Source organism: Thalassospira sp. A3_1 (genome assembly GCF_017744215.1).
Lineage (GTDB): Bacteria > Pseudomonadota > Alphaproteobacteria > Rhodospirillales > Thalassospiraceae > Thalassospira > Thalassospira lucentensis_A.
In genome coordinates, this window is record NZ_JAGHQQ010000001.1 from 975,715 (window position 1) to 1,002,609 (window position 26,895).

General features: G+C 54.7%; 22 protein-coding genes. 10 read left to right on the forward strand and 12 right to left on the reverse strand.

What is annotated here, in order from left to right; genetic code table 11:
• Positions 1–18: 18 nt before the first annotated feature.
• The 3 genes from purH to J7395_RS04330 all read right to left on the reverse strand — a co-directional run bounded on the left by purH (position 19) and on the right by J7395_RS04330 (position 4,981).
• Positions 19–1,596, reverse strand: a complete 1,578-nt coding sequence (gene purH, locus J7395_RS04320) for a bifunctional phosphoribosylaminoimidazolecarboxamide formyltransferase/IMP cyclohydrolase (RefSeq protein ID WP_209220637.1) — start codon at positions 1,594–1,596, stop codon at positions 19–21.
• Between the two features lie 288 nt (positions 1,597–1,884).
• Positions 1,885–3,843: a nucleoside-diphosphate sugar epimerase/dehydratase gene (locus tag J7395_RS04325; protein WP_209220638.1), complete on the reverse strand. Its 1,959-nt coding sequence runs from the start codon at positions 3,841–3,843 to the stop codon at positions 1,885–1,887.
• Positions 3,844–3,967: 124 nt separating this feature from the next.
• The gene (locus J7395_RS04330) at positions 3,968–4,981 is read right to left on the reverse strand and encodes a glycosyltransferase family 4 protein (RefSeq protein ID WP_209220639.1); all 1,014 of its coding nucleotides are present in this window, start codon (positions 4,979–4,981) and stop codon (positions 3,968–3,970) included.
• A gap of 188 nt (positions 4,982–5,169) precedes the next feature.
• On the opposite strand from J7395_RS04330, the gene J7395_RS04335 reads away from it, so the two are divergent.
• The 5 genes from J7395_RS04335 (at position 5,170) to J7395_RS04355 (ending at position 10,997) form a co-directional block, all read left to right on the forward strand.
• A complete protein-coding gene (locus tag J7395_RS04335; protein WP_209220640.1) occupies positions 5,170–6,507 on the forward strand; it encodes an RsmB/NOP family class I SAM-dependent RNA methyltransferase in 1,338 nt (445 codons plus the stop codon).
• Positions 6,508–6,633: 126 nt separating this feature from the next.
• Positions 6,634–7,302 carry a ribulose-phosphate 3-epimerase gene (gene rpe, locus J7395_RS04340; RefSeq protein ID WP_062950593.1) on the forward strand — a complete coding sequence of 223 codons (669 nt, stop codon included), beginning with the start codon at positions 6,634–6,636 and terminating at the stop codon, positions 7,300–7,302.
• 177 nt (positions 7,303–7,479) lie between these two features.
• Positions 7,480–9,792 carry an FdhF/YdeP family oxidoreductase gene (locus J7395_RS04345; protein ID WP_209220641.1) on the forward strand — a complete coding sequence of 771 codons (2,313 nt, stop codon included), beginning with the start codon at positions 7,480–7,482 and terminating at the stop codon, positions 9,790–9,792.
• Positions 9,789–10,094: a hypothetical protein gene (locus tag J7395_RS04350; protein WP_209220642.1), complete on the forward strand. Its 306-nt coding sequence runs from the start codon at positions 9,789–9,791 to the stop codon at positions 10,092–10,094. The genes J7395_RS04345 and J7395_RS04350 overlap by 4 nt, the downstream gene beginning before the upstream one ends.
• A 171-nt stretch (positions 10,095–10,265) precedes the next feature.
• A complete protein-coding gene (locus J7395_RS04355) occupies positions 10,266–10,997 on the forward strand; it encodes a hypothetical protein (RefSeq protein WP_209220643.1) in 732 nt (243 codons plus the stop codon).
• A gap of 5 nt (positions 10,998–11,002) precedes the next feature.
• Here J7395_RS04355 and J7395_RS04360 read toward each other — a convergent pair whose 3' ends face one another.
• On the reverse strand, positions 11,003–11,263 hold the full coding sequence (locus tag J7395_RS04360) for a succinate dehydrogenase assembly factor 4 (RefSeq protein ID WP_062950403.1): 261 nt from the start codon (positions 11,261–11,263) through the stop codon (positions 11,003–11,005).
• 250 nt (positions 11,264–11,513) lie between these two features.
• Here J7395_RS04360 and J7395_RS04365 point away from each other — a divergent pair, with 250 nt between their 5' ends.
• From J7395_RS04365 to J7395_RS04375, 3 genes are all read left to right on the forward strand, one after another.
• Positions 11,514–13,874, forward strand: coding sequence for a Tex family protein (locus J7395_RS04365; RefSeq protein WP_209220644.1), 2,361 nt, complete (start codon positions 11,514–11,516; stop codon positions 13,872–13,874).
• Between the two features lie 187 nt (positions 13,875–14,061).
• Positions 14,062–14,367 carry a hypothetical protein gene (locus J7395_RS04370; protein WP_062950398.1) on the forward strand — a complete coding sequence of 102 codons (306 nt, stop codon included), beginning with the start codon at positions 14,062–14,064 and terminating at the stop codon, positions 14,365–14,367.
• Between the two features lie 422 nt (positions 14,368–14,789).
• Positions 14,790–15,398, forward strand: coding sequence for a superoxide dismutase (locus tag J7395_RS04375; protein ID WP_331710470.1), 609 nt, complete (start codon positions 14,790–14,792; stop codon positions 15,396–15,398).
• A 61-nt stretch (positions 15,399–15,459) separates the two neighbouring features.
• Here the strand turns inward: J7395_RS04375 and J7395_RS04380 are convergent, their stop codons facing one another.
• The 6 genes from J7395_RS04380 to J7395_RS04405 all read right to left on the reverse strand — a co-directional run bounded on the left by J7395_RS04380 (position 15,460) and on the right by J7395_RS04405 (position 21,379).
• On the reverse strand, positions 15,460–15,744 hold the full coding sequence (locus J7395_RS04380; RefSeq protein WP_209220645.1) for a type II toxin-antitoxin system RelE/ParE family toxin: 285 nt from the start codon (positions 15,742–15,744) through the stop codon (positions 15,460–15,462).
• 5 nt (positions 15,745–15,749) lie between these two features.
• On the reverse strand, positions 15,750–15,998 hold the full coding sequence (locus J7395_RS04385) for a ribbon-helix-helix protein, CopG family (RefSeq protein ID WP_114109352.1): 249 nt from the start codon (positions 15,996–15,998) through the stop codon (positions 15,750–15,752).
• Between the two features lie 114 nt (positions 15,999–16,112).
• Positions 16,113–17,612, reverse strand: coding sequence for an aldehyde dehydrogenase family protein (locus J7395_RS04390; protein ID WP_209220646.1), 1,500 nt, complete (start codon positions 17,610–17,612; stop codon positions 16,113–16,115).
• A gap of 34 nt (positions 17,613–17,646) precedes the next feature.
• The gene (locus J7395_RS04395; protein WP_209220647.1) at positions 17,647–18,990 is read right to left on the reverse strand and encodes an aspartate aminotransferase family protein; all 1,344 of its coding nucleotides are present in this window, start codon (positions 18,988–18,990) and stop codon (positions 17,647–17,649) included.
• A 62-nt stretch (positions 18,991–19,052) separates the two neighbouring features.
• Positions 19,053–20,240 (reverse strand): FAD-binding oxidoreductase, encoded by a 1,188-nt coding sequence (locus J7395_RS04400; protein ID WP_209220648.1) that lies wholly within the window; start codon positions 20,238–20,240, stop codon positions 19,053–19,055.
• Positions 20,241–20,317: 77 nt separating this feature from the next.
• Positions 20,318–21,379: a DUF1338 domain-containing protein gene (locus tag J7395_RS04405; protein WP_209220649.1), complete on the reverse strand. Its 1,062-nt coding sequence runs from the start codon at positions 21,377–21,379 to the stop codon at positions 20,318–20,320.
• Between the two features lie 179 nt (positions 21,380–21,558).
• Here J7395_RS04405 and gcvA point away from each other — a divergent pair, with 179 nt between their 5' ends.
• Positions 21,559–22,476, forward strand: coding sequence for a transcriptional regulator GcvA (gene gcvA / locus J7395_RS04410; RefSeq protein ID WP_062960499.1), 918 nt, complete (start codon positions 21,559–21,561; stop codon positions 22,474–22,476).
• A gap of 127 nt (positions 22,477–22,603) precedes the next feature.
• Positions 22,604–24,319: a methyl-accepting chemotaxis protein gene (locus J7395_RS04415; RefSeq protein ID WP_209220650.1), complete on the forward strand. Its 1,716-nt coding sequence runs from the start codon at positions 22,604–22,606 to the stop codon at positions 24,317–24,319.
• A gap of 78 nt (positions 24,320–24,397) precedes the next feature.
• Here J7395_RS04415 and J7395_RS04420 read toward each other — a convergent pair whose 3' ends face one another.
• Both J7395_RS04420 and J7395_RS04425 read right to left on the reverse strand, forming a co-directional pair.
• Positions 24,398–25,672 (reverse strand): MFS transporter, encoded by a 1,275-nt coding sequence (locus J7395_RS04420; protein ID WP_209220651.1) that lies wholly within the window; start codon positions 25,670–25,672, stop codon positions 24,398–24,400.
• A gap of 317 nt (positions 25,673–25,989) precedes the next feature.
• Positions 25,990–26,895 (reverse strand): PhzF family phenazine biosynthesis protein, encoded by a 906-nt coding sequence (locus J7395_RS04425; protein ID WP_209220652.1) that lies wholly within the window; start codon positions 26,893–26,895, stop codon positions 25,990–25,992.

The window sequence follows — 26,895 nt, forward strand, 5'->3', positions numbered from 1 at the left end:
TGACTGTCCGGGTTCGGATCAGTGACGGAAATGACGCATGCCGGTAAAGACCATGGCAATGTCATGCTCATCGGCTGCGGCAATGACTTCTTCGTCACGCATCGAGCCACCCGGCTGGATCACGGCAGTTGCCCCGGCCTTGACCGCCGCCAGAAGGCCATCGGCAAACGGGAAGAACGCATCAGACGAAACCACCGAGCCCATGGTGCGCAGTGCGGTTTCACCCGCATTTTTACCGGCTTCTTCGGCTTTCCATGCCGCAATGCGCGAGCTGTCAACGCGGCTCATTTGCCCGGCACCAACACCAACGGTCTTGCCGTCTTTGACATAGACAATGGCATTTGATTTGACGTGCTTGCCAACGCGGAAGGCAAACAGCAGGTCATCAAGCTCTGCCTCGGTCGGCTTGCGCTTGGTGACGACTTTAAGCTCGTCGCGCTTTACACGACCGGCATCACGGTTCTGAAGCAGATAACCACCGGCCAGCGAACGAAGCGTCATGTCTTCGCCTTCCGGGTCGGCCATGCCGCCGGTCACCAGAAGACGCAGGTTCTTCTTCGCTGCCAGAACTTCCTTCGCCGCGTCATCGGCATCCGGGCAAATCACCACTTCGGCAAACAGTTTGGCGATTTCTTCGGCAGTGGCCTTATCAAGGGTACGGTTAACCGCGATGATGCCACCAAAGGCCGAAACCGGGTCACAGGACAGCGCCTTGTTATAGGCTTCAATCAGGGTTGCCCCCTCGGCAACACCGCACGGATTGGCGTGCTTGATGATGGCAACAGCCGGTTTTTCATCAAACTCGGACACCAGTTCGAACGCTGCATCCGTATCATTCAGGTTATTGAATGACAGTTCCTTACCCTGAAGCTGGGTTGCGGTGGCAACGCCCGGACGGTTTTTACCGTTGGTGTAGAACGCAGCCTGCTGATGCGGGTTTTCACCGTAACGCAGGGTCTGTTTCAGTTCGGCAGAAACATTCAGGCGCTGCGGGAAGGTTTCACCAAGCTCACCGGCAAACCAGCTTGAAATGGCCGAATCATATGCACCGGTACGGGCAAAAGCCTTGGCCGCCAGAATACGACGGGTTTCAGCCGTCGTGGCACCTGCATTGTCTTTCATTTCGGCAACAACGCGGTCGTAATCAGACGGATCGACAACAACCGTAACCGATTCATGGTTCTTTGCTGCCGAACGGATCATGCTCGGTCCGCCGATATCGATGTTTTCGATGCAGGTATCGAAATCGGCACCCTTGGCAACGGTTTCCTCGAACGGATAAAGGTTCACACAAACCAAATCGATCGGTGAAATGTCGTTATCTTCCATCGCCTGCATATGGCTGGAAAGAGAACGGCGGCCCAGAAGGCCGCCGTGAATCTTCGGATGAAGAGTCTTGACGCGACCGTCCATGATTTCGGGAAAACCGGTGTGATCGGCAACTTCCTTTACAGGAATACCAGCAGCTTCGATGGCCTTGGCAGAACCACCGGTGGACAGGATTTCAACACCCTGTTCATGAAGGGATTTGGCAAATTCGACCAGACCGGTCTTGTCGGAAACGGAGATCAGCGCGCGCGCAATACGAGCAGTCATCGGGTTCGCTTTCAATACATCGTCAATGATGAAGGCCCCGGACCCATTGATGATATATCGGCCTACTCCGTATTGCTACTGGTGCATACGGGGTAATGACGTTTGCGGGCAATCGGCTTTATGATGAGTGAAAACCGCTGATTTTCATTCGGGCCGACACATGATCAATGAGTCCGAACCATGTTTCGCGCGGAGCTTTATCACGCACGCGCCAAAATGTGGACCCCGAAATGTTGCATGGCCGCAGGCCGGACTGCGCAGATGTCAGCGCCAGGAGCCATTATCAGATCACTGACCGCTTGCTGCTTTATCCAGCTTTTCGGGTTCACTCTTGGCAAAGAAGGATTTCACACCAATCTCAGGCGGTTGAAATTCCGGAACAAGACGGCTCATCAATTCCAGGGTCTTGTGCGTATCACGACTTGCAGCACTCTCGCCGAGCTCATCGAACACCTGCTTGATCAGGGCATAATCAACAACACGCGGTGCGGCCAGCATAACCCCATCGGTTTCAGTCGGTTCCGGCGGCTCACCATCATGGAACAGTTCTTCATAAAGCTTCTCGCCCGGGCGCAGGCCTGTGACCTTGATATCAATGTCCTTACCTGGCCGCAGCCCCGACAGCAGAATCATCTGACGCGCCAGATCGATGATCTTTACCGGTCGTCCCATATCGAGAACGAAAATCTTGCCACCCTCTGTAACACCATGTTTGCCAAGCTCGGCAGCCTGCAAAACAAGCTCGACCGCTTCGGCAATCGTCATAAAGTATCGCGTGATACCCTCATGTGTCACGGTCAGCGGCCCACCGGCCTCAAGCTGACGGCGGAACAAGGGCACCACCGACCCTGTCGACCCCAGAACATTACCAAACCGCACGGTGACAAATCGTGTCCCCCCCCGCTGATCCGCCGGAAGAGTTTCAAGCGCCTGACAATAACATTCTGCCAGACGTTTTGACGCCCCCATGACATTGGCAGGGTTTACGGCCTTATCTGTTGAAATCAAAACCATGGTTTCAACACCAGCAGCACGACACGCCTCGGCAACGTTACGGGTCCCAAGCGTGTTGGTCAGAATGCCTTCATTCGGGTTATGCTCAACCAACGGCACATGTTTGTAGGCTGCTGCGTGGAAAACGATTTCCGGCTGTCGGGCCGCAAAAACCTGATCAATCCTGAGGCGATCACGCACATCACCGAGAATACTCTCGCGGGGAAGATCAGGATATTTTTCCGCCATCTCCATATCAATGGCATAGAGATTATATTCACCCGCATCCAGCAAGGTAATGCTTGCAGGACCGTAGGCCGCAATCTGTCGCACGAGTTCCGACCCGATTGAGCCACCAGCGCCTGTCACCAGAACCCGCCGTCCGACAATCATCTGACGAACCTTGTCACGATCAAGTCGGGCCTGCGGCCGTCCCAGCAAATCTTCAATCGCAACCGGGCGAATTTGCAGCGGATCGGCAAGCCCCTCACGCAAGTCACTCAGCTTTGGCAAGCGCGCCAGGGTCATGCCGTTCTGATCCGCAATTTCGACCCATTTGGTAATGTCGGCATGACGCAATGCGTCACCGGTTAAAACCAGACGGCGCGGCAAACCACGTTTGCTTTTTGCAAGCTTGCCCAAAGTTTCTTCGAGCTTGTCTGCGGTCGCCAGCACATCAATGCCATGCATATTCCGCCCGACACGGCTATCGGTCAGGGAAACAATACCGATAACGTCAAACGGGGTGTTCGCAGATCGAAACGTTTCACGGATAAAGGCCTCGGCCTCGTCTCCGGCTCCGATCAAAAGAACCGGCACACGATGGGTGCCCTGTCGCACCATGGCACGAGCGGTCGTCTTGTCCTTGGCAACCCGGTAAATCAGCCTTGACCCGCCAAGCATCGCCATCAACAGGAACCATTGAATAATCGGCGTTGATCGCGGCAACCACTCAAGCCTTGCAGTAAGGAACAGCACCAGAAACAGTACGCCAACAGCAACCGTTACCGCCTTGGCAATCCGTATGAGATCGTTCAGTGATGCATAGCGCCAGATGCCACGGTAAAGTCCGAAAACCCAGAATGTCATTGCGGCGATGACGGTAAAAACCGATACCGAAAACAGGATGTTTTGCGGATTGTAAAAAACCACACCATCGCCGACCCGCAGATACAATGCTGCGGGTAACGAAATCGCCGCCATCATCACGTCATGGACAAAGGCAATATGGCTACGTTGAAATAAACGCGACATGCGGTCCCTTACCGGAATTCTTGTGTGGTTCATAATACCCGCAAGCCTTTGGTGCGAGCACGGATTTTCTTTTCGCGTCCGGCCTGTGACAAGTCAAGCTATCCGAACGAGCATAACTTTCACACTATTTCGGTTCCGCATCCCTGACAGGCAAAAACACCAATTCCGCGACCAGTAATGCCAGTATCATCGCAGCAGGAATCAAACGCAGCCATACCGCGATATCCATCGGGACAAAAATAACAATGATAAGCGCCAGATTTGCCAGTGCAATCAGGGCCGAAACCCGTGCATGACTCATACCACGCCGGGTTGCCTGCTGATAGAAATGCTCGCGATGTGCCTGCCAGACCTTTTCACCCCGAAGTCCGCGCTTGATGAGGGTGAAAGTTGCGTCCAGCAGATAGTATGACGGCAGGATCAATGCTGGCATCCACGCCCCGCGTGCGGCAAGTTCCAGCAATAGCCAGCCCAGAACGAAACCCAGCGGTACGGACCCGACATCCCCCAGGAACAGCTTCGCAGGGTGCCAGTTCCAGATCAGGAAACCGATCATAATCGACAGAACGCCAAGCCCGATATAACCAAGATCAACAAATTCGGGTAATGGGGCCAAAAGTGCGAGAATAAAGATACCCAGTCCGATCGAACCCGCCTCGACCCCGGTAATGCCGTCAATCCCGTCCATGAAATTGAATAGATTAAGGAACCAGACCCAAGCCAGAACGACCAGAATACGATCCAGCCACATTGGCACCAGCCCTTGCAGCACCGGACCGTCAATCGCAAATATACCAACGATTACGGCCATAAACTGACAGGCAAAACGAATGGCCGGCGACAGATTATGCCGATCATCAAACCAGCTTAGCGTACCAAGCCCTACGGCTGCGATCAGCATCAACCATTCCTGTAAGCCCGCATTCCCGGACCATAAAAAAACGGCCCCGACCATGACGATCAAAAGGGGCGTCACTGCCAATCCACCACCGCGCGGGGTTGGCACCACATGACTGGAACGATGATTGGGCATATCAAGAATCGCCTTGCGCCGCAGATAAAGCAACACCGCCCAGGTCAGCAACATAGAGCCGATCAGAAAGCAGCCGGAAAAAATCGCAAGCGCGGCAAAAGACATCTATGTCGCCCGTTTCTTTCGAATGATCCGTCTGGATTACCGGGCACCCGTCTCCATCGCAAGGTTTTTCAATGTCGTTGGAAAACATCAGGCAGGCCAGCCATGCTGGAAATCCTGCGGTTAAGTGCTTTACAGCCCTATCAAGGGCGCTTACTTACAAGCCATAACCCGAAACTGGAGATACCCTTTTGACAGAACGCCGCTCTCGCACGGATAACCGCCATACTCAACCGGCCGATCTTCCCGATCCGCGGATGCTGGCGCTCAAAACCCTGCAGGAACTGCGTGGGGGGGAAGTAACACTGGACGAGCTTCTGTCAAAACATGGTTATGGCCTGCCGTCACTGGACCGCAATTTTTTGCGCCAATTGCTGGGCACGACATTGCGCCATCTCGGTGAAATTGATGCCATGCTCGCCCCACGCTATCACCCGCCACAAGATCGCACCGCCGCACGACTGACCAATATCCTGCGTCTGGGTATCGCCCAGCTATTTTTCATGGATACGGCCGATCACGGTGCTGTTGACAGCACGGTTAATCTGGCGCGCGATGCAGGACTTCATCGGTACACCAAACTGATCAATGCCGTTTTGCGCGGCTTGCAGCGCGACGGATTTGAATGGCCTGAAAATGTCGAAGACTGGCAATTGAACGTTCCGGCATGGCTGCGCGGATCGTGGAAAAAGGCCTATGGCGCGGACGTGGCCCAGGGCATTGCGCAGGCAAGCCTTGGCTATGCCATGCTTGACCTTTCGATCAAAGACCCGGCCGAGGCCGCCGAATGGGCGGAAAAAATGGACGGTATCGTCCTGCCGACCGGTACGGTCCGGCTTGAAGGCGGGCGTCGCATCCGCAACCTGCCGGGCTATAAAGACGGAAAATGGTGGGTACAGGATGCGGCTGCCTCAATCCCTGCCAAACTGTTTTCGGCTCACAAGGGCAAAACCATTTATGACCTCTGCGCCGCACCGGGCGGAAAAACCATGCAGTTGGCAGCTCTTGGTGCACAGGCCATTGCCGTTGATAAATCCGAAGGCCGCCTGAAACGCGTCTATGAAAACCTTGAACGGGTTGAACTCGGTGCCGCCGTTGTTATCGGGGATGCCACCGATCTCGCACCCGATACGCCGCGTGCCGATGCGGTTTTGCTTGATGCCCCCTGTTCGGCAACCGGCACCATTCGTCGCCATCCCGATATTCTGTTGCGTCAGAACGACAAACTGATGCGATCGCTTCTGCCGATTCAGACCAAGCTGCTCAATCAGGCTGACAAGCTTCTGAATGTTGGCGGCGAACTGATCTATTGCACCTGTTCGCTGCAACCCGAAGAGGGCGAGCATCAGGTAAAATCCTTCCTGGCCGACCACCCGAATTACGAACGCAAGCCGATTACGGCCGACGAACTGGGTGGCTGGAGTGAGGCGATCAACGATGCCGGAGAGCTTCGCATCCTGCCGCTCCATATGCACGAATATGGCGGGATTGATGGCTTCTTCTGTGCGCGGCTGGTCAAGAAATCCTGATCAGGACCTGCCCCGGAACATGACAGGGCTGCCATTCGTGCCGCTTGGGTGACAGGGCGGCGTTTTTGGGGTATGAGAACCGCGAAATTCTCATATCCCAACCCGCTTCAGGACCTTTGCCGCGCCATGACCGCATCAAACGCCATTAAAATCGCACCTTCGATCCTTTCCGCCGATTTCGCCCAGTTGGGCGTTGATGTCCGTGCGGTTGATGCCGCCGGCGCAGACTACATACACATCGATGTCATGGACGGCCATTACGTGCCCAACATCACCATCGGTCCGGATGTGGTCAAGGCGCTGCGCCCCCATAGCGACAAGGTGTTTGACGTTCATCTGATGATCGCACCGGTCGATCCCTATATCGAAGCCTTCGCGAATGCCGGTTCCGACATCATCACCATCCATGCCGAAGCAGGCCCGCATCTGCATCGTTCGCTTCAGCTGATCAAGTCGCTTGGCAAGAAAGCCGGTGTGTCGCTGAACCCGTCAACGCCGGAAAGCGTGATCGAATATGTCATGGACATGGTTGATCTGGTGCTGGTCATGACTGTGAACCCCGGCTTTGGCGGCCAGAAATTCATTCCAAGCCAGCTTGAGAAAATCAAACGCATCCGCAAGATGATCGATGCGACCGGCCGTGATATCGACCTTGAAGTCGATGGTGGTGTGAACCCGGAAATCGCCCCGCAGGTGATCGCGGCAGGTGCCAATGTTCTGGTCGCCGGATCGGCAACCTTCAAAGGCGGCCCGTCGGAATATGCCAACAACATCAAGGCAATCCGCGGCGCATAATCTGCCTTTACAGCATTGCTAAAAACGGCTCGGGGTCGGAACCATCCATTGGTTCCGACCCCGATTGCGTTTTGAACACATTCAAATCATTGCCCGATCTGTTTGATAAATTTTTTCTATCACCCCATTAGGTCTGCATACTTGACCTAATTTCCGATCTGGCAAATAGATGCCGACATGAACGAGATATTTATTGGAAAAAAATCATCGGCCGCTGGTGGCTGGGGTGCGCTGAAAAGTTGCGGTAAGCAATTATTGCAAAGCGGCAGTCCCCTGACCGGTGCACGCACGATGCTTAAGGCCAATCAGCCTAACGGTTTTGATTGCCCGGGTTGTGCTTGGGGCGATCCCGAGCACGGGTCATCCTTTGAATTTTGTGAAAACGGCGTCAAAGCCGTTTCCTGGGAAGCGACCGAAAAGCGGGCAACACCGGCATTCTTTGCCAAACATACCATAACCGAACTCCGCAAACTGAGCGATTACGAGCTGGAACTGAACGGCCGCATCACCCATCCGATGCGCTATGACCGTCAAAGCGATACCTATCAGCCGGTCGCATGGGAAGATGCCTTTGCCGAGATTGGTGACATCCTCAAAGGATTGGATAGCCCCGATCAGGCCGAGTTTTACACATCAGGCCGTGCCAGCAACGAGGCCGCTTATCTCTATCAGCTCTTTGTGCGCATCTTTGGCACCAACAATTTCCCCGATTGTTCAAACATGTGCCACGAAGCAAGCGGCGTTGGTTTGCGTCAGGCAATCGGTGTGGGCAAAGGCACGGTCCTTCTTGAGGATTTCGAAAAGGCCGATGCCATTTTCGTCCTTGGGCAGAATCCGGGTACCAATCATCCGCGCATGCTGGGCGATTTGCGCCGGGCGGCAATGCGTGGTGCAAAGATCGTGGTCTTTAACCCGATCAGGGAACGCGGGCTTGAACGGTTTTCCGACCCGCAGGACAAACTTGAAATGCTGCATGGCGGTTCGACCGAAATCGCCAGCCACTATTTCCAACCCTGCCTGGGCGGGGATATGGCCGCCGTCCGGGGTATGAGCAAAGCGATCTTTGCCGCTGATGACGAAGCCACCGCCAACGGCGCGCCATCTGTTCTTGATCACGCCTTTCTCAATGAACATTGCGACGGACTGAGCGAATACCGGGCCGCGGTCAATGCCACCAGCTGGTCGGAAATCGAAGACCAGTCGGGCCTGAGCCGACGGGAGATCGAGCAGGCGGCGGCTGTCTATCTGTCTTCTGAACGTGTCATTTGCACCTGGGCGATGGGTATTACCCAGCACCTTCATTCCGTGCCAACCATTCGTGAAATTGCCAACTTCATGTTCCTGCGCGGCAATATCGGCAAGCCGGGCGCTGGTTTGTGTCCGGTGCGCGGACATTCAAATGTGCAGGGCGACCGCACGGTGGGCATCAATGAAAAACCGTCCAACGCCTTCCTTGATGCTTTGGAAAAGGAATTCGGTTTCACGGCTCCGCGCAATCACGGTCACAATGTTCTGGCCGCCATCGGTGCGATGCTTGATGGCAGTGCCAAGGCCTTTATCGGGTTGGGCGGGAACTTTGCCCGTGCGACCCCTGATAGCGCCCTTGTCGAAAAGGCGATGAAAAGCCTTCGTCTCACCGTCAATATCGCGACCAAACCCAATCATTCGCATCTAATGCCCGGGGAAACGGCCTTTATCCTTCCCTGTCTGGGCCGGACCGAGATTGACCTTAATTCCCAGGGTCAGTCACAGGTGGTCAGTGTCGAAGATTCAATGAGCATGGTGCACGGATCGGCGGGTATTAACCGCCCGGCATCGCCGCATCTTCTGTCCGAGGTTGCAATTGTCGCTGGCATTGCCGAGGCAACGGTTGGAAGCAATGTGGTATCCTGGGCCAGCCTTGCCGATAATTACGAACGCATCCGCAGCCATATCGAAGCCACCATTCCGGGCTTTGCCGATTACAACACGCGCCTTCGCAAGCCACGTGGTTTCCATCTGCGCAATAATGCCGCCCATCGGGAATGGAACACCCCAAGCGGCAAGGCAACATTTGCCAATACCGCCCTGCCCCGTCAGACAGTCCACCAACAGGCCCGTCAGAACCAGAAGGCCGATGGCGGCAGATCGCAATTTGCCTTGCAGACATTCCGGTCACACGACCAGTACAATACGACTGTTTACGGCCTTGATGATCGCTATCGCGGGGTTTACGGCGAACGCAAGGTCATCTTTATCCATCCCGATGATCTGGCCATGCTGAATGCCCGGTCCGGCGACCGTGTTGACGTAATTTGCGAATATGATGACGGGATCGAACGGATCGCCAATGATTTCCGGTTTGTGTCCTATGACATTCCGCGCGGCAGTGTGGCGGGCTATTACCCGGAACTGAACGTTCTGGTGCCGCTTGGCAGTGCCGGTGATCAAAGCGACACACCGACATCAAAATCGATCATGGTGTCATTTCGCACGGAAAAATCCGCGTGAGCGCCCCGCTCCAAAATCATGGGAAAAAAGATAACGCACCAGATGCAGCACATTTTCTGCATCTGGTCGAACGCACTTTGGCCAGCAACCCGGAACTCAGTCCGGTTCAGGGGGCAATTCTGGTCGCCGCCCGACAGGATATCGCCCGTGACAGCAAAACATTCGCCCGATTGTTCGGGATGGCCCACGCAATCGTTCTGCGTGAACTAAATGCCCTTTTGCAAACGGATGATATTCTTAAGCTGGTAAAGCGGGACCCGAGGACATTACGTACCCACTACCGGCTAGCTACAAGCTCGTAACAGATTCATCCACGATCTCACTGGAAAGCATCTCGTGAAAGCGCTAAAATCTGCAGCTTTCCATTAGTGAATCGTATCTAATCCGATATTAGAAAGCAACCGTTGGACTTTCATTGCTTCTACCGGAAAAATCGTTCTCAAATTGTTACGATAATGTACGGGGGCTTCGCGGTGATTAAAAATTTAAACGGAAAAATATCCTTCAACCTTGTCACTATAGTATCCAAAATAACTCGCGAAAATTTAAACACCATCAACAACAATTACAGCGAATCAAACATAACATTGAGTGAAATACTCGAAAAGATAGACAATAAATCTGAAATTGTTGGAAAAAATCTCAGAAAATCTTCATTCTACACCATAATCGTAGATATATTATTAGTAATATTAAAAAACAATCCAGATTTTACTATAGTATTTCTGGGAACAAGTTTTAAAAAATTTGACGGCCTGATGGAAATACTTATTTTTGCATCATGCTATAATTTCTTATTATCATTCATATATTTAGTATCCCTGACATTTTACCAAAATATCATCAAGCAGATATGCGAACAAAGAACAAACAACAACGATAAGTTCATTCTTTACAGCTCTTATTTTGAAGCAGCCCCCTCAGAATTTTTGTTTGATTCCCGATATTACTCTTCCTTTCCCAAAACTCAAAAACTTGTCACTTTCAGCGGCTTAATGCTGATTTTGTTCATATTTTTTGGAATGATATTTCATTTTTACGCTTCAGCGGTCGCCGCCATCGAAATAGTTTCTCAACCACTTCTAAACTTGGCACTTACTTGGGCGTTCGTAGTCGTAGCATTACTATTCAGCACTTTATTAGCAATACAAATGCTCATAATTGCGATAATCCCTATAGTTACCGAGCATAGCAGCAAAAAATAGCCCATTCAAAAATCGATGCAGCGGCCCTTGTTTTCCCAATCGCCAAAGCGGGTTGGCTCGGGGCCTTTGGGTCCCCCGATTTCGCGCGCCTTGGCAGCAGCTTCCTTGGCGGCCTTGGCTTCGGCCAGTGCATTGATTGCATCCTGTGACAGAACAGGTGCCATGTCTGCACCGGCAATGGCTTCGTTCTTTTCTTCCGAGGTTTTAGGTTCGGCCTTTTCTTTTGGCACCTCGTGAATAACGGTTTCGCGGAACTTTCCAGCCATCCTTGGTTCTCCGTTTGTCGGGGATACCCCGATTAATCTGTTAGCCCAGAAATAACCTGCCCGCACCGTCGGGGCAAGTTATCGGCGGCTGGATTTGGCTGCATTGCGCAAAATACATGGGATTTCAGCATGTTGGGATTCCCGACGGGAAACCCCGGTGGAATGCCAACGGACAAATACCGGAAACTGGCTCTTTCCCCTGTATGCGAAAGCCGCTATTTCAGGCAGACGAGCAAACCAAGGAGAAACCATGCGTCCAATTCCCCAGCGTATCGCCGAAGAACTTTCGGTTCGTCCCGAACAGGTCATTGCCACCATCGAGATGCTCAATGAAGGGTCAACCGTTCCATTCATCGCCCGTTACCGCAAAGAAAAAACCGGCGGTCTTGATGATACCCAACTTCGTACGCTGGAAGAACGCCTGCGCTATCTGACCGAGCTTGAAGAACGCCGTTCAAGCGTGCTTGAAAGCATCCGCGAACAGGAAAAGCTGACGCCGGAACTTGAAGCCGCCATCAACGAGGCCGACACCAAAACCCGCCTTGAAGATTTGTACCTGCCATATAAGAAAAAGCGCCGCACCAAGGCCCAGATTGCCCGCGAAGCCGGGCTGGAGCCACTGGCAGATGATCTGTACGGCAATCCCACCCTTGATCCGGAAACCGAAGCTGCAAAATATGTCGATGCCGAAAAAGGCGTCGAAGATACCAAGGCCGCCCTTGATGGTGCCCGTCAAATCCTGATGGAACGCTTTGCCGAGGATGCCGATCTGGTCGCCAAACTCCGCGACCTTTTGTGGAATGACGGCGAAATCAGCGCCACCGTGATTGACGGTAAACAGGCCGAAGGTGCCAAGTTTTCCGACTATTTCGAACATTCCGAAAAAATCAAAACCTGCCCGTCGCATCGTGCGCTGGCCCTGTTCAGGGGCCGCAACGAAAACATCCTGCAACTTAAACTGACCCTTGGTGCCGCCGACGAAGACCGCCCACGTACCGAACAGGGCCGGGCAGAAATCATGATTTCCGCCCATGTTGGTATTGCAGACCGTGGCCGCGCCGCCGACAAATGGCTGGTGGATACGGTTCGCTGGACCTGGCGGGTCAAACTGTCGCTATCCATCGAACTGGACCTGTTTGGCACGCTTCGCGACCGCGCCGAGGAAGACGCGATCAAGGTCTTTGCCGATAACCTCAAAGACCTGTTGCTGGCCGCACCGGCCGGACAGAAGGCCACCATGGGTCTTGATCCGGGGGTTCGTACCGGCGTCAAGGTTGCCGTGATCGATGCCACCGGCAAAATGGTCGATACCGCAACCGTTTACCCGTTCCAGCCGCGCAATGACGTTGAAGGCGCGCTCAATACGCTGGCGGCCCTTGCCGCACGCCACAAGATCGAACTGATCGCCATCGGCAACGGCACCTATTCGCGTGAAACCGATGAGCTTGCCGGTCAGTTGCTTAAACGCTTTCCGGCACTCAAGGCGACAAAGGTCATTGTCAACGAGTCCGGTGCATCGATTTATTCCGCATCGCAATTTGCCGCCGAAGAATTCCCTGATCTGGATGTGTCCCTGCGTGGCGCGGTATCCATCGCGCGCCGCCTGCAGGACCCGTTGGCAGAACTGGTGAAGATCGAACCAAAATCCATCGGGGTCGGGCAGTATCAGCACGACGTATCAGAAACCAAACTTGCCAAATCACTTGATGCCGTGGTCGAGGATTGCGTGAACGGTGTGGGTGTTGACCTCAATACCGCCTCCATCCCGCTTCTGACCCGTGTTGCCGGACTTTCGGAAACACTGGCGCGCAATATTGTCGGTTATCGCGATATCAATGGGGCGTTCCGGTCACGTGCCGATTTGCGCAATGTTGAACGCCTTGGCCCCAAAGCGTTCGAACAATGTGCGGGTTTCCTGCGCATTCGTGGCGGTGAAAACCCGCTGGATGCATCGGCGGTTCACCCGGAAGCCTATAAACTGGTGGAACGCATCAGCACGCGTTCCAACAAGCCACTGGCAGACCTGATTGGCGATTCGCCCTTCATCAAAACCCTGCGCCCGGACGATTATGCCGATGATGTGTTCGGTGTCCCGACCATCCGCGACATTCTGGCCGAGCTTGATAAACCCGGTCGCGATCCGCGCCCTGAATTCAAGACCGCCAAATTCACCGATGGCGTCAACGAGATCAAAGACCTCAAGACCGGTATGAAACTTGAAGGTACCGTCACCAATGTCACCAATTTCGGGGCGTTCGTGGATATCGGCGTGCACCAGGACGGGCTGGTTCATATTTCGCAACTGGCGGACAAATTCGTTTCCGACCCGCGTGAAGTCGTGAAAGCAGGTCAGATCGTATCGGTTACCGTCATGGAAGTGGACGCGCCGCGCAAACGTATCGGTCTGTCGATGAAATCCGCACCGGATTACGAAGGCACCCGTGAAAAACGCACCGAGTCCCGCGGCAATCACAGCCATCAGGCACGTGCAAACACCGGACGGAACACCCCGCCGCGCGGCGGGAATCATCAAAGCAATCAAGGCAGTGCCGGAAATGATGGCGGTGCGATGGCCGCCGCCCTAAAGGCCGCGATGGAACGCCGAAAATAGCGATTTCATAAAAATTTCACGCCTATTCTGATTGTAGAAAGCCCCCTAACCTTTTGTTCAGGGGGCTTTTTACGTGTGACAGATGAAAAATCGAAACATTCGGCACGGAAATGCCGCATTTGCGCCCCCATTTTCCCGTCTTCGCCGCGCACCTTTACAACACCAAGAAGAAGCGCGAGGAAACATCATGTTTAGATCTTTGCGCAGCAAGCCGGTTGTAATCGCCCTCGTCGGAGTTTTGACAGTGACGACAGCCGCACTGGCTGCAATCCGTGTCGCACCGAAAGCGACCACCGACAGTGTCACCATCCATGCTGATCAGGCAAAAGGCGAAGTCATCCTGTCCTTTCAGGACGGATCGATTGCGCTGAACAAAGATTGCGGCTCTTTCCCGTGCCGTATCGATATTTCCCGCCTTCAAAAGGGGGAATATGACGTCATGATCCGCAATGGTACCGACATTCAAAACATGGTCAGCCTGTACAAGGAATAACGGACTGGCCGGTTTGACGGCTCGGGGTACAACGCGCCCGATAACACGATGCTATCGGAACCATGGGGATTTTTACAAAGCCACTGGTCGGGGGATCATTCACCGATTTCAGAAAATTTCCCTATTCATGGAACGATGCGCAGGCTCGCTTGTTTAAGGGATATGCAGCGTAACTCAATTCGCAAAGCCCGTCTGGCCATTGCGTGCTGCTGCCTTTGACCTAGATAAAGGCCGAGGATTAGGACCACGAGGTTTTCCATCATGCCCGTTTCCGAACCCGCCAAAAGGCAATGATCATCCAGAGCAACAAGTTTTCCAACAGGTTGCATGGGATTTTCACTTTTACGGCAGGCGGTAATGGGGATATGTTGCATCAGCCCTGTGCTGACCGCACAAACCAATAACGAAAGTCGAGGATCTGTATCATGGCTCTTGAACTCCCTGCACTCCCTTATGCCTATGACGCGCTTGCACCGGTCATGTCGGCTGAAACCCTTGAGTTTCACCATGACAAACACCACAACGCCTATGTTGTGAACGGCAACAAGCTGCTCGAAGGTTCCGGCCTTGAAGGCAAGTCGCTCGAAGAAATCGTTGTTGCATCCTATGGCGATGCATCCAAAGCCGGCCTCTTCAACAACGCTGCCCAGCACTGGAACCATATCGAGTTCTGGCAGATGATGAAGAAAAATGGCGGCGGCAACATTCCGGGCGAACTGGAAAAGAAAATCGTTGAAGATTTCGGCTCTGTCGATGCCTTCAAGGAAGCCTTCATTCAGGCTGGCGTGACCCAGTTCGGTTCGGGCTGGTGCTGGCTGGCACTTGATAAATCCGGCAAACTGGTCGTGACCAAAACCCCGAACGCGGAAAACCCGCTGGTCCACGGTCAGACCCCGCTGCTCGGTTGCGATGTGTGGGAACACTCCTACTACATCGATTACCGCAACGCGCGCCCGGACTATGTCAAAGCGTTCATCAACGACCTGGTGAACTGGGAATATGTTGCGGAACGTTTCTCGAAGGCTGGCTAATCAAGCCTGGCTTTGAACATGAATTAAATAAAGCGGCCCCTTCGGGGGCCGCTTTTTTTGTTCAGAACTCATCGGGCCATCGCCGCGCAGCATGCAAGACAGCGATTATCGTGACCGTATTATCATCCAGACCATAAGCAACAAGGTAAGGCGTACCATTGACGATCATTTCGCGTGTTTGATCCACACGCCCGACGCGACCTATGAACGGATGGGTAACGAGTTGCGACACTGACCCTGATATCAATTGATAGGTTTTGCGGGCCGCCGTCGGATTACGTTCGTCAATGTAGTCAAGAATGTCACGCAGATCATCGACAGCCCGACTATCCCATTGAATACGCATCCGGATTATTTTTCAGCGAAGCGTTGTTCAAATCCGGCAAGCACATCGTCATGCCCGATCAGTTTCGCACGGCCTTCGGCAATACTGCGTGCACGATCTGCAATCAGGTTGATCTGCCATTCCTGATGATCGGCATATTGCCGAAGGGCATCGTTGATGATGCTTGAACGCGTCTGGCCGAACGCATTGGCAAGCTGATCAAGCCGTGTGCGCAAATCGGCATCAACACGCACTGCCATTGTATCTTTGCTCATGGATCGGCCTTTCGATTACGACGTATTACAACGTATTATATCGCATTCAGGGGTAAATAAAAACCCCGTCGGCGAACCGACGGGGTTTGCTATCAAAGCTGATTGAGCGCCGGATCAGATATCAAACTTGATACCCTGCGCCAGCGGCAGCTCGCGGGAATAGTTGATCGTGTTGGTCGCGCGGCGCATATAGCCTTTCCATGCGTCCGAACCCGATTCACGTCCGCCACCGGTTTCTTTTTCACCGCCAAACGCACCGCCGATTTCCGCACCCGACGGGCCGATATTGACGTTGGCGATACCGCAATCCGAACCAACGGCCGACAGGAACAGTTCGGTTTCCCGCAGATCGGTCGAGAAGATGCAGGATGACAGGCCCTGTGGCACGCCGTTCTGAAGCGCAATGGCTTCTTCAAGCGTTTCATAGGTCATGACATACAGGATCGGCGCAAAGGTTTCGTTGCGCACGGTTTCGGTCTGGGACGGCATTTCAACAACCGCCGGGGTGACGTAATAGGCGTTCGGATACTGATCGGCCAGTGTCCGTTCACCACCATGCACTTTACCGCCGTCTTTTTTGGCATTGGAAAGCGCGGCTTGCATGTTGTTGAAACTGTCCTCGTCAATCAGCGGACCGACCAGCGTACCATCGGCAAGCGGATCACCGATTTTGACAGACTTGTAGGCAGCAACGATTTTCGGCAGCAATTCGTCTTTGACGTCTTTGTGGACAATCACGCGACGCAGGGATGTGCAACGCTGACCACATGTCCCAACCGCCGAGAAAACCACTGCACGCACGGTCATATCAAGGTCGGCAGACGGGGTCACGATCATCGCGTTGTTGCCGCCCAGTTCCAGGATGGTCCGGCCAAAACGTTCTGCCACACGCGGGGCAACTTCGCGGCCCATGCGGGTCGAACCGGTTGCCGAAACAAGTGCCACATCATGACTGTCGGTAAGGGCTTCGCCAATGCGACGATCGCCGATCACGACATGATGCAGGCCTTCCGGCGCATCACCAAATTTCGCCAATGCCTTTTCAAAGATTTTCTGGCAGGCAAGTGCGGTCAGCGGGGTTTTTTCCGACGGTTTCCAGATCACCGAGTTCCCACAAACCAGTGCAAGCGCGGTATTCCAAGACCAGACGGCAACCGGGAAGTTAAACGCGGAAATAACGCCAACAACGCCCAGCGGATGCCAGTTTTCCATCATCTTATGGCCCGGACGTTCGGACGCGATGGTCAAACCGTAAAGCTGACGCGACAGGCCGACGGCGAAATCGCAGATATCGATCATTTCCTGAACTTCACCAAGACCTTCCTGATAGATCTTGCCGCATTCAAGCGACACCAGACGCCCCAACGGTTCCTTGGCCGCGCGCAGTTCCTCGCCCAGAAGACGGGCCAGTTCACCGCGACGCGGGCCGGGCACCTGACGCCACTGGGCAAATGCCTTTTTCGAACGCGCAATGATGTCGTTCATTTCCGACGGGTCGGTCTCGGCAACAGCCGCAATTTCAGAACCGTCAACCGGGGTCTGAACCTTAAGCGTACCATTGGAAATCTCGGCCTCGGACAGGCCCAGTTCGGTCAGAATGTTTTTGAAACTCACGGTTAAGCTCCCTTCTTTTTGAATTTTACGGCAATCACGACCGGTCATCCGCATCCGATACCGCCGCCAGCTTTGGCAGCAACTTGCCGATGATCGCAAAGGCTTCATCGACCTGTTCGAACGGAATGGTCAGCGGGGCCAGAAGGCGCACCACATTGGCGTGTTCACCACTTGGCATCAACAATAGCCCGCTTGCACGGGCCAGTTGCAATAATGTTTGCAGACGTTTCGGCGACGGTGCCCCGTCATCTGCGATCAGTTCGAAGGCGCGCATTGCGCCAATACCCCGCATTGCACCGATGACATGCCCACCGGGCAAATCGCGCAGCCAGGAAATATGGGTGGCATATTTTTCGCCAAGCTGCTTGGCACGGTTCAAAATGCCGTCTGTTTCCAGCACCTCGAACACACCGGTTGCCGCCGCACAGGCCACCGGGTTACCGGAATAGGTCCCGCCCAGACCACCGGGCAGCAGGGCATTCATCACATCCTCGGCCCCCGTGATCGCCGCCAGCGGGAAACCACCGCCAATACCCTTGCCCATCACGAGGATGTCGGGGCAGACATTGGCATGCTCGATGGCGAACATCTTACCCGTCCGGCCAAAGCCCGACTGGATTTCATCAGCAATCAGAACCATGCCATTGGCATCGCAAAGACGGCGCAATTCGGCAAGAAATTCCGCGTCACAAGCCCTGAAGCCACCTTCGCCCTGCACGGGTTCAATCACCACGGCCCCGATGCTGCCCGGATCGACTGATACGGCAAACAATCTGGCAATTGCGTCCATTGCATCCGCCACCGATACACCGGTTTCACGGCAGGGATATGGCAAATGGTAAACCGGCCCCGGAAGCGGCCCAAGCCCGGTCTTGTAAGGTTTGGTTTTACCCGTCAGCGCAAGTGTCGCAAGGGTTCGGCCATGAAACGCCCCTTCAAAGGCCAGAACACCCGTCCGGCCGGTAAAGGCGCGGGCGAGTTTGAGGGCATTTTCCATCGCCTCGGCCCCGGAATTGGTCAGCATCGATTTCGCCGGACCTTCGATCGGGCAGTTTTGCGCCAGCCAATCGGTTACCGCGACATAAGGTTCATGCGGCAACGCGTTAAAGCAGGAATGGGTAAAACGTTCGCATTGCGCTGCCACACGGTCCATCACGACCGGATTGCGATGCCCGGTATTCAGCACCCCGATCCCGCCGATGAAATCGATATAACGATTGCCGTCAATATCCCAGATTTCGGCATTCAGCGCCCGATCCATATAGACCGGATGCAGAGTGCGAATACCGTTTGAAACGCTGTGTTTCTGGCGTGCCGTAATGGTGGTGGCGTCCATCGCGGCATCTTGTGTCTGGTTGGTCATGTCATCACGGGGCATGTGGGGTTGCTCCGGCTTTCATCGTTAAGGTATTGATTTCGAACATTCGTTACGAAATCGATTTAAATCACGTTCAGCTCCAGAACCGGGACATTGTCGCGGATGCGCTCATAGCCGAACACGGACATATCAAGGGTCTGGTAATGCCCTGCGACGATCAGTTCTGAAAGGCCACGGCCAACCGCCGGGCTTTGCTGTAAGCCATGGCCCGAGAACCCGTTGGCAAAGAAGAAATTCTTTACCTCGGGATGCGGGCCGATGATCGCGTTCTGATCAAGCAGGTTATAGGAATAATGACCAGCCCAGGCATTGACCATCTTGATCGCCTCGAACCGTTCGCAACGCTCGTAAAGCCCCGGCCAGACGATGTCATCAAACAGGCTGTAATCGACTTCAAAGTCCCAGCATTCCGGATCACGGTCGGCGGGCGGCGCAATGCCGGTAATGAAAAGATCGCCTTCGGGACGGACATAAAGGCCACTTGGATCAATCAGCATCGGGCAGGACGCGTTGATGTCGGCCGCATCACGGCAATCAAACACAAAGATGCAGCGTTTGCGCGGCTCCACCGGGATCTCAAGCCCCGCCATTCGGGCAACTTTTGATCCACCGGTTCCCGCAGCATTGACAAGCGCCCCGCAGCCAAACCGCCGTCCATCTTTCAGGACCACACCCGTAACCTGATCGCCATCACGCAGAACCTCGACGACTTCGCCGTCGATATAATCGGCCCCCTGACGGCGAGCCTGTTTGCGGAAGGATTGCATCAGGGAATAGGCATCAAACCATCCCTCGCCGGTACGGCCCCAGCAGGCCGCCGCCAGATCGGATGTGTTCATCCACGGATATTTGGCCGCCAGTTCGTCGGGTTCCATCCAGACGATGTCGGCCCCCAGCTTGGTCTGGGTTGCGTGATTCTGACGCAGGATATCGCGCCCGGACTCGGTCGCCAGAACCAGATAGCCCTTCTCATGGAAGGAAATATCGACTTCCGGATCAAGATCACGTTTCAGGTTGCGCAGGAATTCGATGCCAAAACCCGACATTTCAATATTGATCGGGGTCGAAAACTGCTGACGGATGGATGCCGCCGACAGGGTTGTCGAACAGAATTCATAATTCGGGTCTTTTTCAATGACCAGAACCCGGCCCTTGAAATCATCCCGGCCGGTCAAAAACCACGCGGCGGAGCTTCCGATAACAGCCCCGCCAACAATGATGACATCATAATTTTCGTCCACTGATCCCATGATCGCCTGTCACCCGATAGAATGTTTTGAAACCGGAACGGTATAATCCGTTCCGGCATTCCGGTCTTTTTGCTTTCTTATGCCGCTTTGCTTCCGGCGGTCATTTTAAAGATGCCCTGCGCATTGCTGCTGTCAAATCGAAGATCAAGTTTTTCTTCACCGGTCGCCTCGTCACGCACGTGATCACGGCTGATGAATTCATAAAATGAACCGGGCACATCGCGGGTCACCAGATCGCCATTGGCATCACACATCTGACGCAGGACACGGGTTGCCTTGAATGCGGTCTGACGCACCGATCCGGTGCTGGAAATCTCGACCTTTTCCTTCATCGGGCGGCCTTTGGCGCGCTGTTCGCTGGCGACCGCCTCGATATCGTCAACCCGATCCGTTGCGTGGTTGAACGCATTGCCTTCGGTCGAAATCCACGCCATTTCGGCCGACTCTGCCAAAAGGACCTCATAATCGGCCTCGGCTACCGGGCCGTGCTGCGCGCCAAAGCATTTGACCAGAACCGGCAGAAGCTTGGTGGCACCGGCAAAGCTGATAGTGCCGTTAGCAGCCAGTTGATCCAGCAGGACCCTGGCACCGGGTGACAGCGGATCAACCGATTTGCCAACCGTATTGGCAACCGCCTGCTGGAAGGCAGGGCTGAATTCTTCGACATGAAGTTCGGACACAAAGAACTGCGCGATCAGTTCTGGCTCATCTGCATGGCAAAACGCCCGACCCGTCATTTTCAGACGCGACAGCGGATAAACACCGGCAACATCGAACCCAAGCGGCGCAAGGATGCGCGCCATGGCAACATGACCACGCGGCAATTCGCCGGTCACCGGGCCATCGACGGTACGAATGGCACCATGATCGAAAATGATCGGCTCGCCCGCGGCCAGTTTATCCTCGGAATAGGCTTTGCCTTCGGGAACGGCTTCCAGAAGACCATCAAACAGGATCATGTTAAGCGCCTGCGCCATCGTCAGACGGCTGACTTTCCCGGCCTTGTCTGCAGGATCGGCCAGAAGCCGATCATGAACATCAATCATGCGAAACAGATAATCGGCCTTTTCCGCACCAAGAACAGCTTTAAGAACAGCGCCAAGCTGGCTGTCTAGCGGGGATTTAACTGGCTGGGGCATTTCTGCCTCTCCTTCCGTAATATTATCAATTACCCGATCAATTTTACTGTCCGGAAGGATCATGTGGTGGCACGAGGGGTTCCGAACCATTGAAATGCTAAGACTTGGCAGGATTTCTCACAAACGATATATTCGCACCATATCATTTCATTTGGTAATGAACTTGGGGATCAAAACACATGCGTCGCGTCCTGCCGTCCCTCACTGCCCTGCAATTTTTCGAAAGCTCTGCCCGGCATCTGAGCTTTACCCGTGCGGCAGAGGAACTGAACGTGACGCAAAGTGCTATCAGCCGCCAGATCCGAGCACTCGAGGAATATCTGGGCCGGGATCTTTTTCGTCGGGTGAAAAAACGCCTGAAACTGACGGCGGCGGGCGAAGCCTATGCCGCACAGGTGCGCGATCTTCTCGACCGGGCAGAAGCCGCAACCCTGCAGGTCATGGCCTATTCCGATGCTGGCGGAATGCTGAATGTCGGAACATTGCCGACCTTTGGCGCACGCTGGCTGGTGCCGCGACTGGGGGATTTCAAAACCACGTGGCCGGATATCCAGCTTAACCTGATCACCCAGACCCGCGAATTCAATTTCACCCGCGAAGGGATCGATATCGCCATCCATTTTGGCGAGGACAACATGCCTGGCTGCGTGTTCCACCGCCTGATGGGTGAAACCCTAATTGCGGTCTGCGCACCCAAAATCCTTAAGGAAAATGATGACCTGCCGATTGCGCGCGAACGGGTCCGCAATTGCACCCTGTTGCAACATTCCACCCGCCCGCGTGCGTGGCAGGACTGGCTGGCCGCAACTGGTGTTGCGGTTGTCGATGAACTTGCCGGTCCCAGGTTCGAACATTTCCACATGGTGATCCAGGCCGCCGTTGCCGGATTGGGGCTGGCCCTTCTGCCGGAATTTCTGGTACGCGAAGAACTTGATAACGGGCGGCTTGTCGCCCCCTTTGACGTCTCGATCCCCAACCGGCATGCCTATTACGTTGTTTATCCCGAAGAAAAGGAAAACAATTTTGCGGTTCGGGCCTTCCGTGACTGGATCATTGCAACCTGTCGGGCTGAAACAGCTCAATCAAACGCCGCATGACATCTTCCAACGGATATATCCCGACAACGAATTTCATTGCCGATTGAATTCACCAACCCTAAAGTTCCCACCCATATGTATAAGAACCGCCATCCGCGCGGTCAGATCGGGGTAAGGGGAATTGGTTGTGTCGCAACTGGAAAATCGTCTGGATCTTTATAATGTGCTGCCCGGAACGTTTGGCACCTTGCGCAAGGCATCCGGGCTGATCCACGATCAATCGGCCAAACGCGCCGAAGGCTTTTACAAAACCATCAGCCAAAGTGACGATCTGAAAGCCAGCCCGCTTTCGGAGGCAACCATCGCATCCCTGACGAAATCATTGCAAAATCACTGGAAAAACCTGTTTGACGGTAAAATTGACGAGGCTTTCGTCATCCAGGCCAGCCAGATCGGCCAGGCCCACGAAACCCACGGCATTACCCCCAAACTGTACATCGCGACCTATAATGCGATCACCGATGCCCTGATCGAGGCGATCATTACCCGCCATCGATGGAATGCCGGTCAGGCGGCAAGCATTGTCACCTCGCTGACATCGGTCATGCTACTTGATATCGAACTGACCCTGACCGCCTATTGCGATGCCAGTGCCGTCAAACGCCATAACGCATCGGAAAACGCCTTTGCCGATCAGCAGCTTGATCGCACGATGGATCTGTCCGTTGCGATCAACCAAAGTGCGGTATCCAATGCCCGCATGATGAATGTCATCGAGGATGTCGACCGCAAGGCACAATCGATTTCGGCTGCTATTGATCAAATGGTTTCAGGCATCAGCCACATTGCCGAAAATGGCCGCGCTGCTGCCGATAACGCGACCGATGCCATCACCGCCACCCGCAATGGCCAGCAAACCGTCAAGGACGCCGTTGGCAGCATGGATGACATTGCACATGCGGTGTCGGACGCATCTGGCCGGGTCGATGCCCTGGCCGAGGCATCCGAAAAAATCGGCGAGATCGTCGCATCGATCGAGGCAATTGCCGCCGAAACCAACCTTCTGGCGCTCAACGCCACAATCGAGGCCGCCCGCGCGGGCGAAGCGGGCAAGGGATTTGCCGTCGTCGCGGGCGAGGTCAAGGCGCTTAGCCAGCAGACCGCACGCGCGACCGAGGAAATCCGCAGCCGCATCGTCAATCTGCAGGGCGAAACGCAGGGCATCGTCGATGCCATGGCGCGCGGCAATGATGCCGTTTCGCGCGGTCAGAATGTGATGAATGATGTTGCCCGCGAAATGGGTGACATCGGCACCAAGATGGAAGACACGACGCGTCGTATCGCCGATATTTCAACCATCCTTGATGAACAGAACAAGGCAACCGATGCCGTCCGCGATGGCATTACCGGCATCGCCGGACAAACCGGCGGGCAGGTTGCGGCCATCCGTTCGGCCATCGGGGTTATCGGACAGGTCGAAGGCCTGATCGAAACGCAGGTTTCCGAACTGGTTCAGTATGAAATTCCAAACCGGACCATACGAAGTGCCCGCGCTGAACATGCCGTCTTCTTCAAATCCGTTGCCGAACTTCTGGCCGGACTGGGCAGCAGTGCCGATATCCACATGGGTGATGCCAAAGCCTGCCGGTTTGGCAAATGGTATGACAGCCCGGCATCAAAACCGTTCCGCCATCTGCCGTCTTTTGACGCGATCCGGGCACCGCATCTGGCACAACACGAAGCCGGTCAGGCAGCGATCACGGCCTTCAAAAACCGCGATATTTTGGCTGCGGAAACGGCCTTCGCCCGCATGGAAACCGCGACCCATGAAGTCCTGCAGAAACTCGATCAACTGGCAAACGAAGCGCGCAATATCACCCCGCTTGCCGAAGCCGCCGAATAACCTCACCCCCGCACAAAAGAAAGCCCGGACGGTTTGACGTCCGGGCGATCAACTCTGATAAAAGTGATACGTGAAACGTTATCCGCCGATCTTTTCGGCCGATCCCGCACGAAGTGCTGCAATCATCTGAATGCACACAATCGCAAACAGGAAGGACAAGGCCGCCTCCCAGTTGCCAAGCAAGTCATGCAGGGCGCCAAACAGAACCGGGCCAACCGCAGCCAGCAAATAACCGACCGACTGGCACATCCCCGACAACCGTGCCGAGGTCTGCGGGTCCGCACCGCGAATACCCACCAGCGTCAAGGCAATACTGATCATGGCACCCTGCCCAAGCCCCATGCAGAACGCCCAAAGATAGGGAAGCTCCGTCGTGGCAAAAACAAAGCCGGGAATACCGATCATCAGCGGAACGTGCAAAATGACCATCGCCAGTTTCTTGTTGGCGATTTTTGAATAGATCAGGGGGGCGGCAAACGCGGCCGGAATGCCAAACACGTTAAAGATCGTCAGAAGGGTTGCGGCCTCCCCCTCGGAAATGCCGCTATCGATGAAGACCTTCGCGACCCAGGCGGTGCCGGTATAAAACATCAGCGACTGGCACCCGAAAAACAGCGCGAGCCACCATGCCTCGACATTTTTCCAAAGCGAAACCTGTGTGACAGAAACGGGTGCCGGCCCCTTGTGGCGATAGCGCAACATTGGCAGCCACAATATGAAGGCAAGGGCTGCAAAGACCGCCCAGATCCCCAATGAATAGCGCCAATCACCATCCGCCGCATTTCGTATCGGAATTGCAACGAATGCCGCGACAGTCGCACCCGTTGACATGGTAAAGGTGTAAAGCGCTGTAATCAGCGCGACCCGGGTCGGGAAACTGCGCCGCACCAGCGACGGCGTCAGCACATTCAAAACGGCAATCGCCGATCCAAGAATGATCGTGCCAACAATCATGATGCCATAACTTCCGGTCGCACGCAGGCCCTGCCCCACCGCAATAAACAGCAGCATGGTCAGAAGCGTTGCCTCCAACCCAAACCGCTGCCCAAGACGCGGCGCAAAGATCGATAGCACGCCAAAACTAAGAACCGGGATGGTCGTCAACAGGCCAAGCTGCACGCCCGAAAGCTGCAAATCAACGCCGACAATCTCGGCAAGCGGCCCCATGGCAACGATGCTGCCACGCATGTTCGCCGCCAAAAGCAAAAGCGCCAGCAAAAAGCCGATATGCGGACCAAGGTGACGAAATCCGCGTGCGGCGGGATCGGCGGATCGCGTGTCTTCATTCTGCTGCGTTGGGGACACAGCAGACGAGGTTTCAGACGGTACAACACCGTCCTGATTTTGGGTCATCGGAATACTCCGGCAAGGGTGGTGGCGGGGAAAGCCTGAGTATCACGGGCCCGAAAGCCCGAAATTGCATGAACGAACGGCAAAACAACGAAGCAGTACGAGAACCTGTCTGATTTTGTCCGCGACATGGGGACATAATATATGTGTCACCCGTGGCACTTTTGGCAGATTTTCGAACGTTTCCAGAATTTTGCTGTGTTTGGCCGCATGCTAGCCGCAGAAACCGGGTCGCTCAACGCAAATCCGACAATTGGGAATTACCGGCAAGGCAAAGCAAGCCCTCCCCGCCGGTCACCCTTGTAAAAACGAAGCCGCCCTTACACAAATAATTCCCCGGATGCCGCAAGCACGCCACCACCAGACAATCTGATGAAATCACCATCCAGATCGATGCGAATCACGCTGGGCCGGTCCATTTCAACGCCCTGTATGATTCTGACCGGTGCGTTCGCATCCGCATAACCGTATTTCGCCAGTTGCCAGGCCAGCGGCCCCGCGGCACTGCCCGTCGCCGGGTCCTCGACAATACCGGCAGTCGGATTGAAGAAACGCGCATGCGCGGTCATGCTTCTGTCTTCCGGATCAAGCGAGAACAGATAAATCCCCTCCGCCCCAACCGTTGCCAGAATATCGCGCAGACGGCGCACATCGGGCTCCACACTGGCAATGACAGATCGGCTACGCATCGGGACCAGAAGATGTGCCGTGCCGGTGTAAACGGTTTGCACCGGCACATTGCCAATACCAATGTCGTCACGCGAAACACCAAGCCCCAAGGCAAGCGCATCCAGATCAGAAAGAACCGCCCGGCCTTCTGCTGGCGCCTGATCCATGGTCACAGTAATCCCGTCTTTTCCTTTCAGGACTTCAACAGGCAGATCACGACCACCGATTTCCTGGGTAAATTCCCTCTGACCGGCGGGTAACAAACCAAGATGACCAAGCAGCCACCATGCCCCCAAAGCATTATGACCGGTTCCGCCAACCTCGACCCCCGCACCGGTAAAGGAGCGAAGCTTCCAATCCGCACCACCGGCAGTTTCCGGACGCATCAGGAAGGTCGTTTCAGACAAATTGAACTCGCGCGATATCGCCTGCATCACGGTGGTCGATAAATCATCCGCATCCATCACCACCGCAAGCGGATTGCCGCCAAGCACCGATGACGCAAAAACATCAACGATATGATACGGATGGGTTTTCGCCGTTTTCGCGATGCTCAT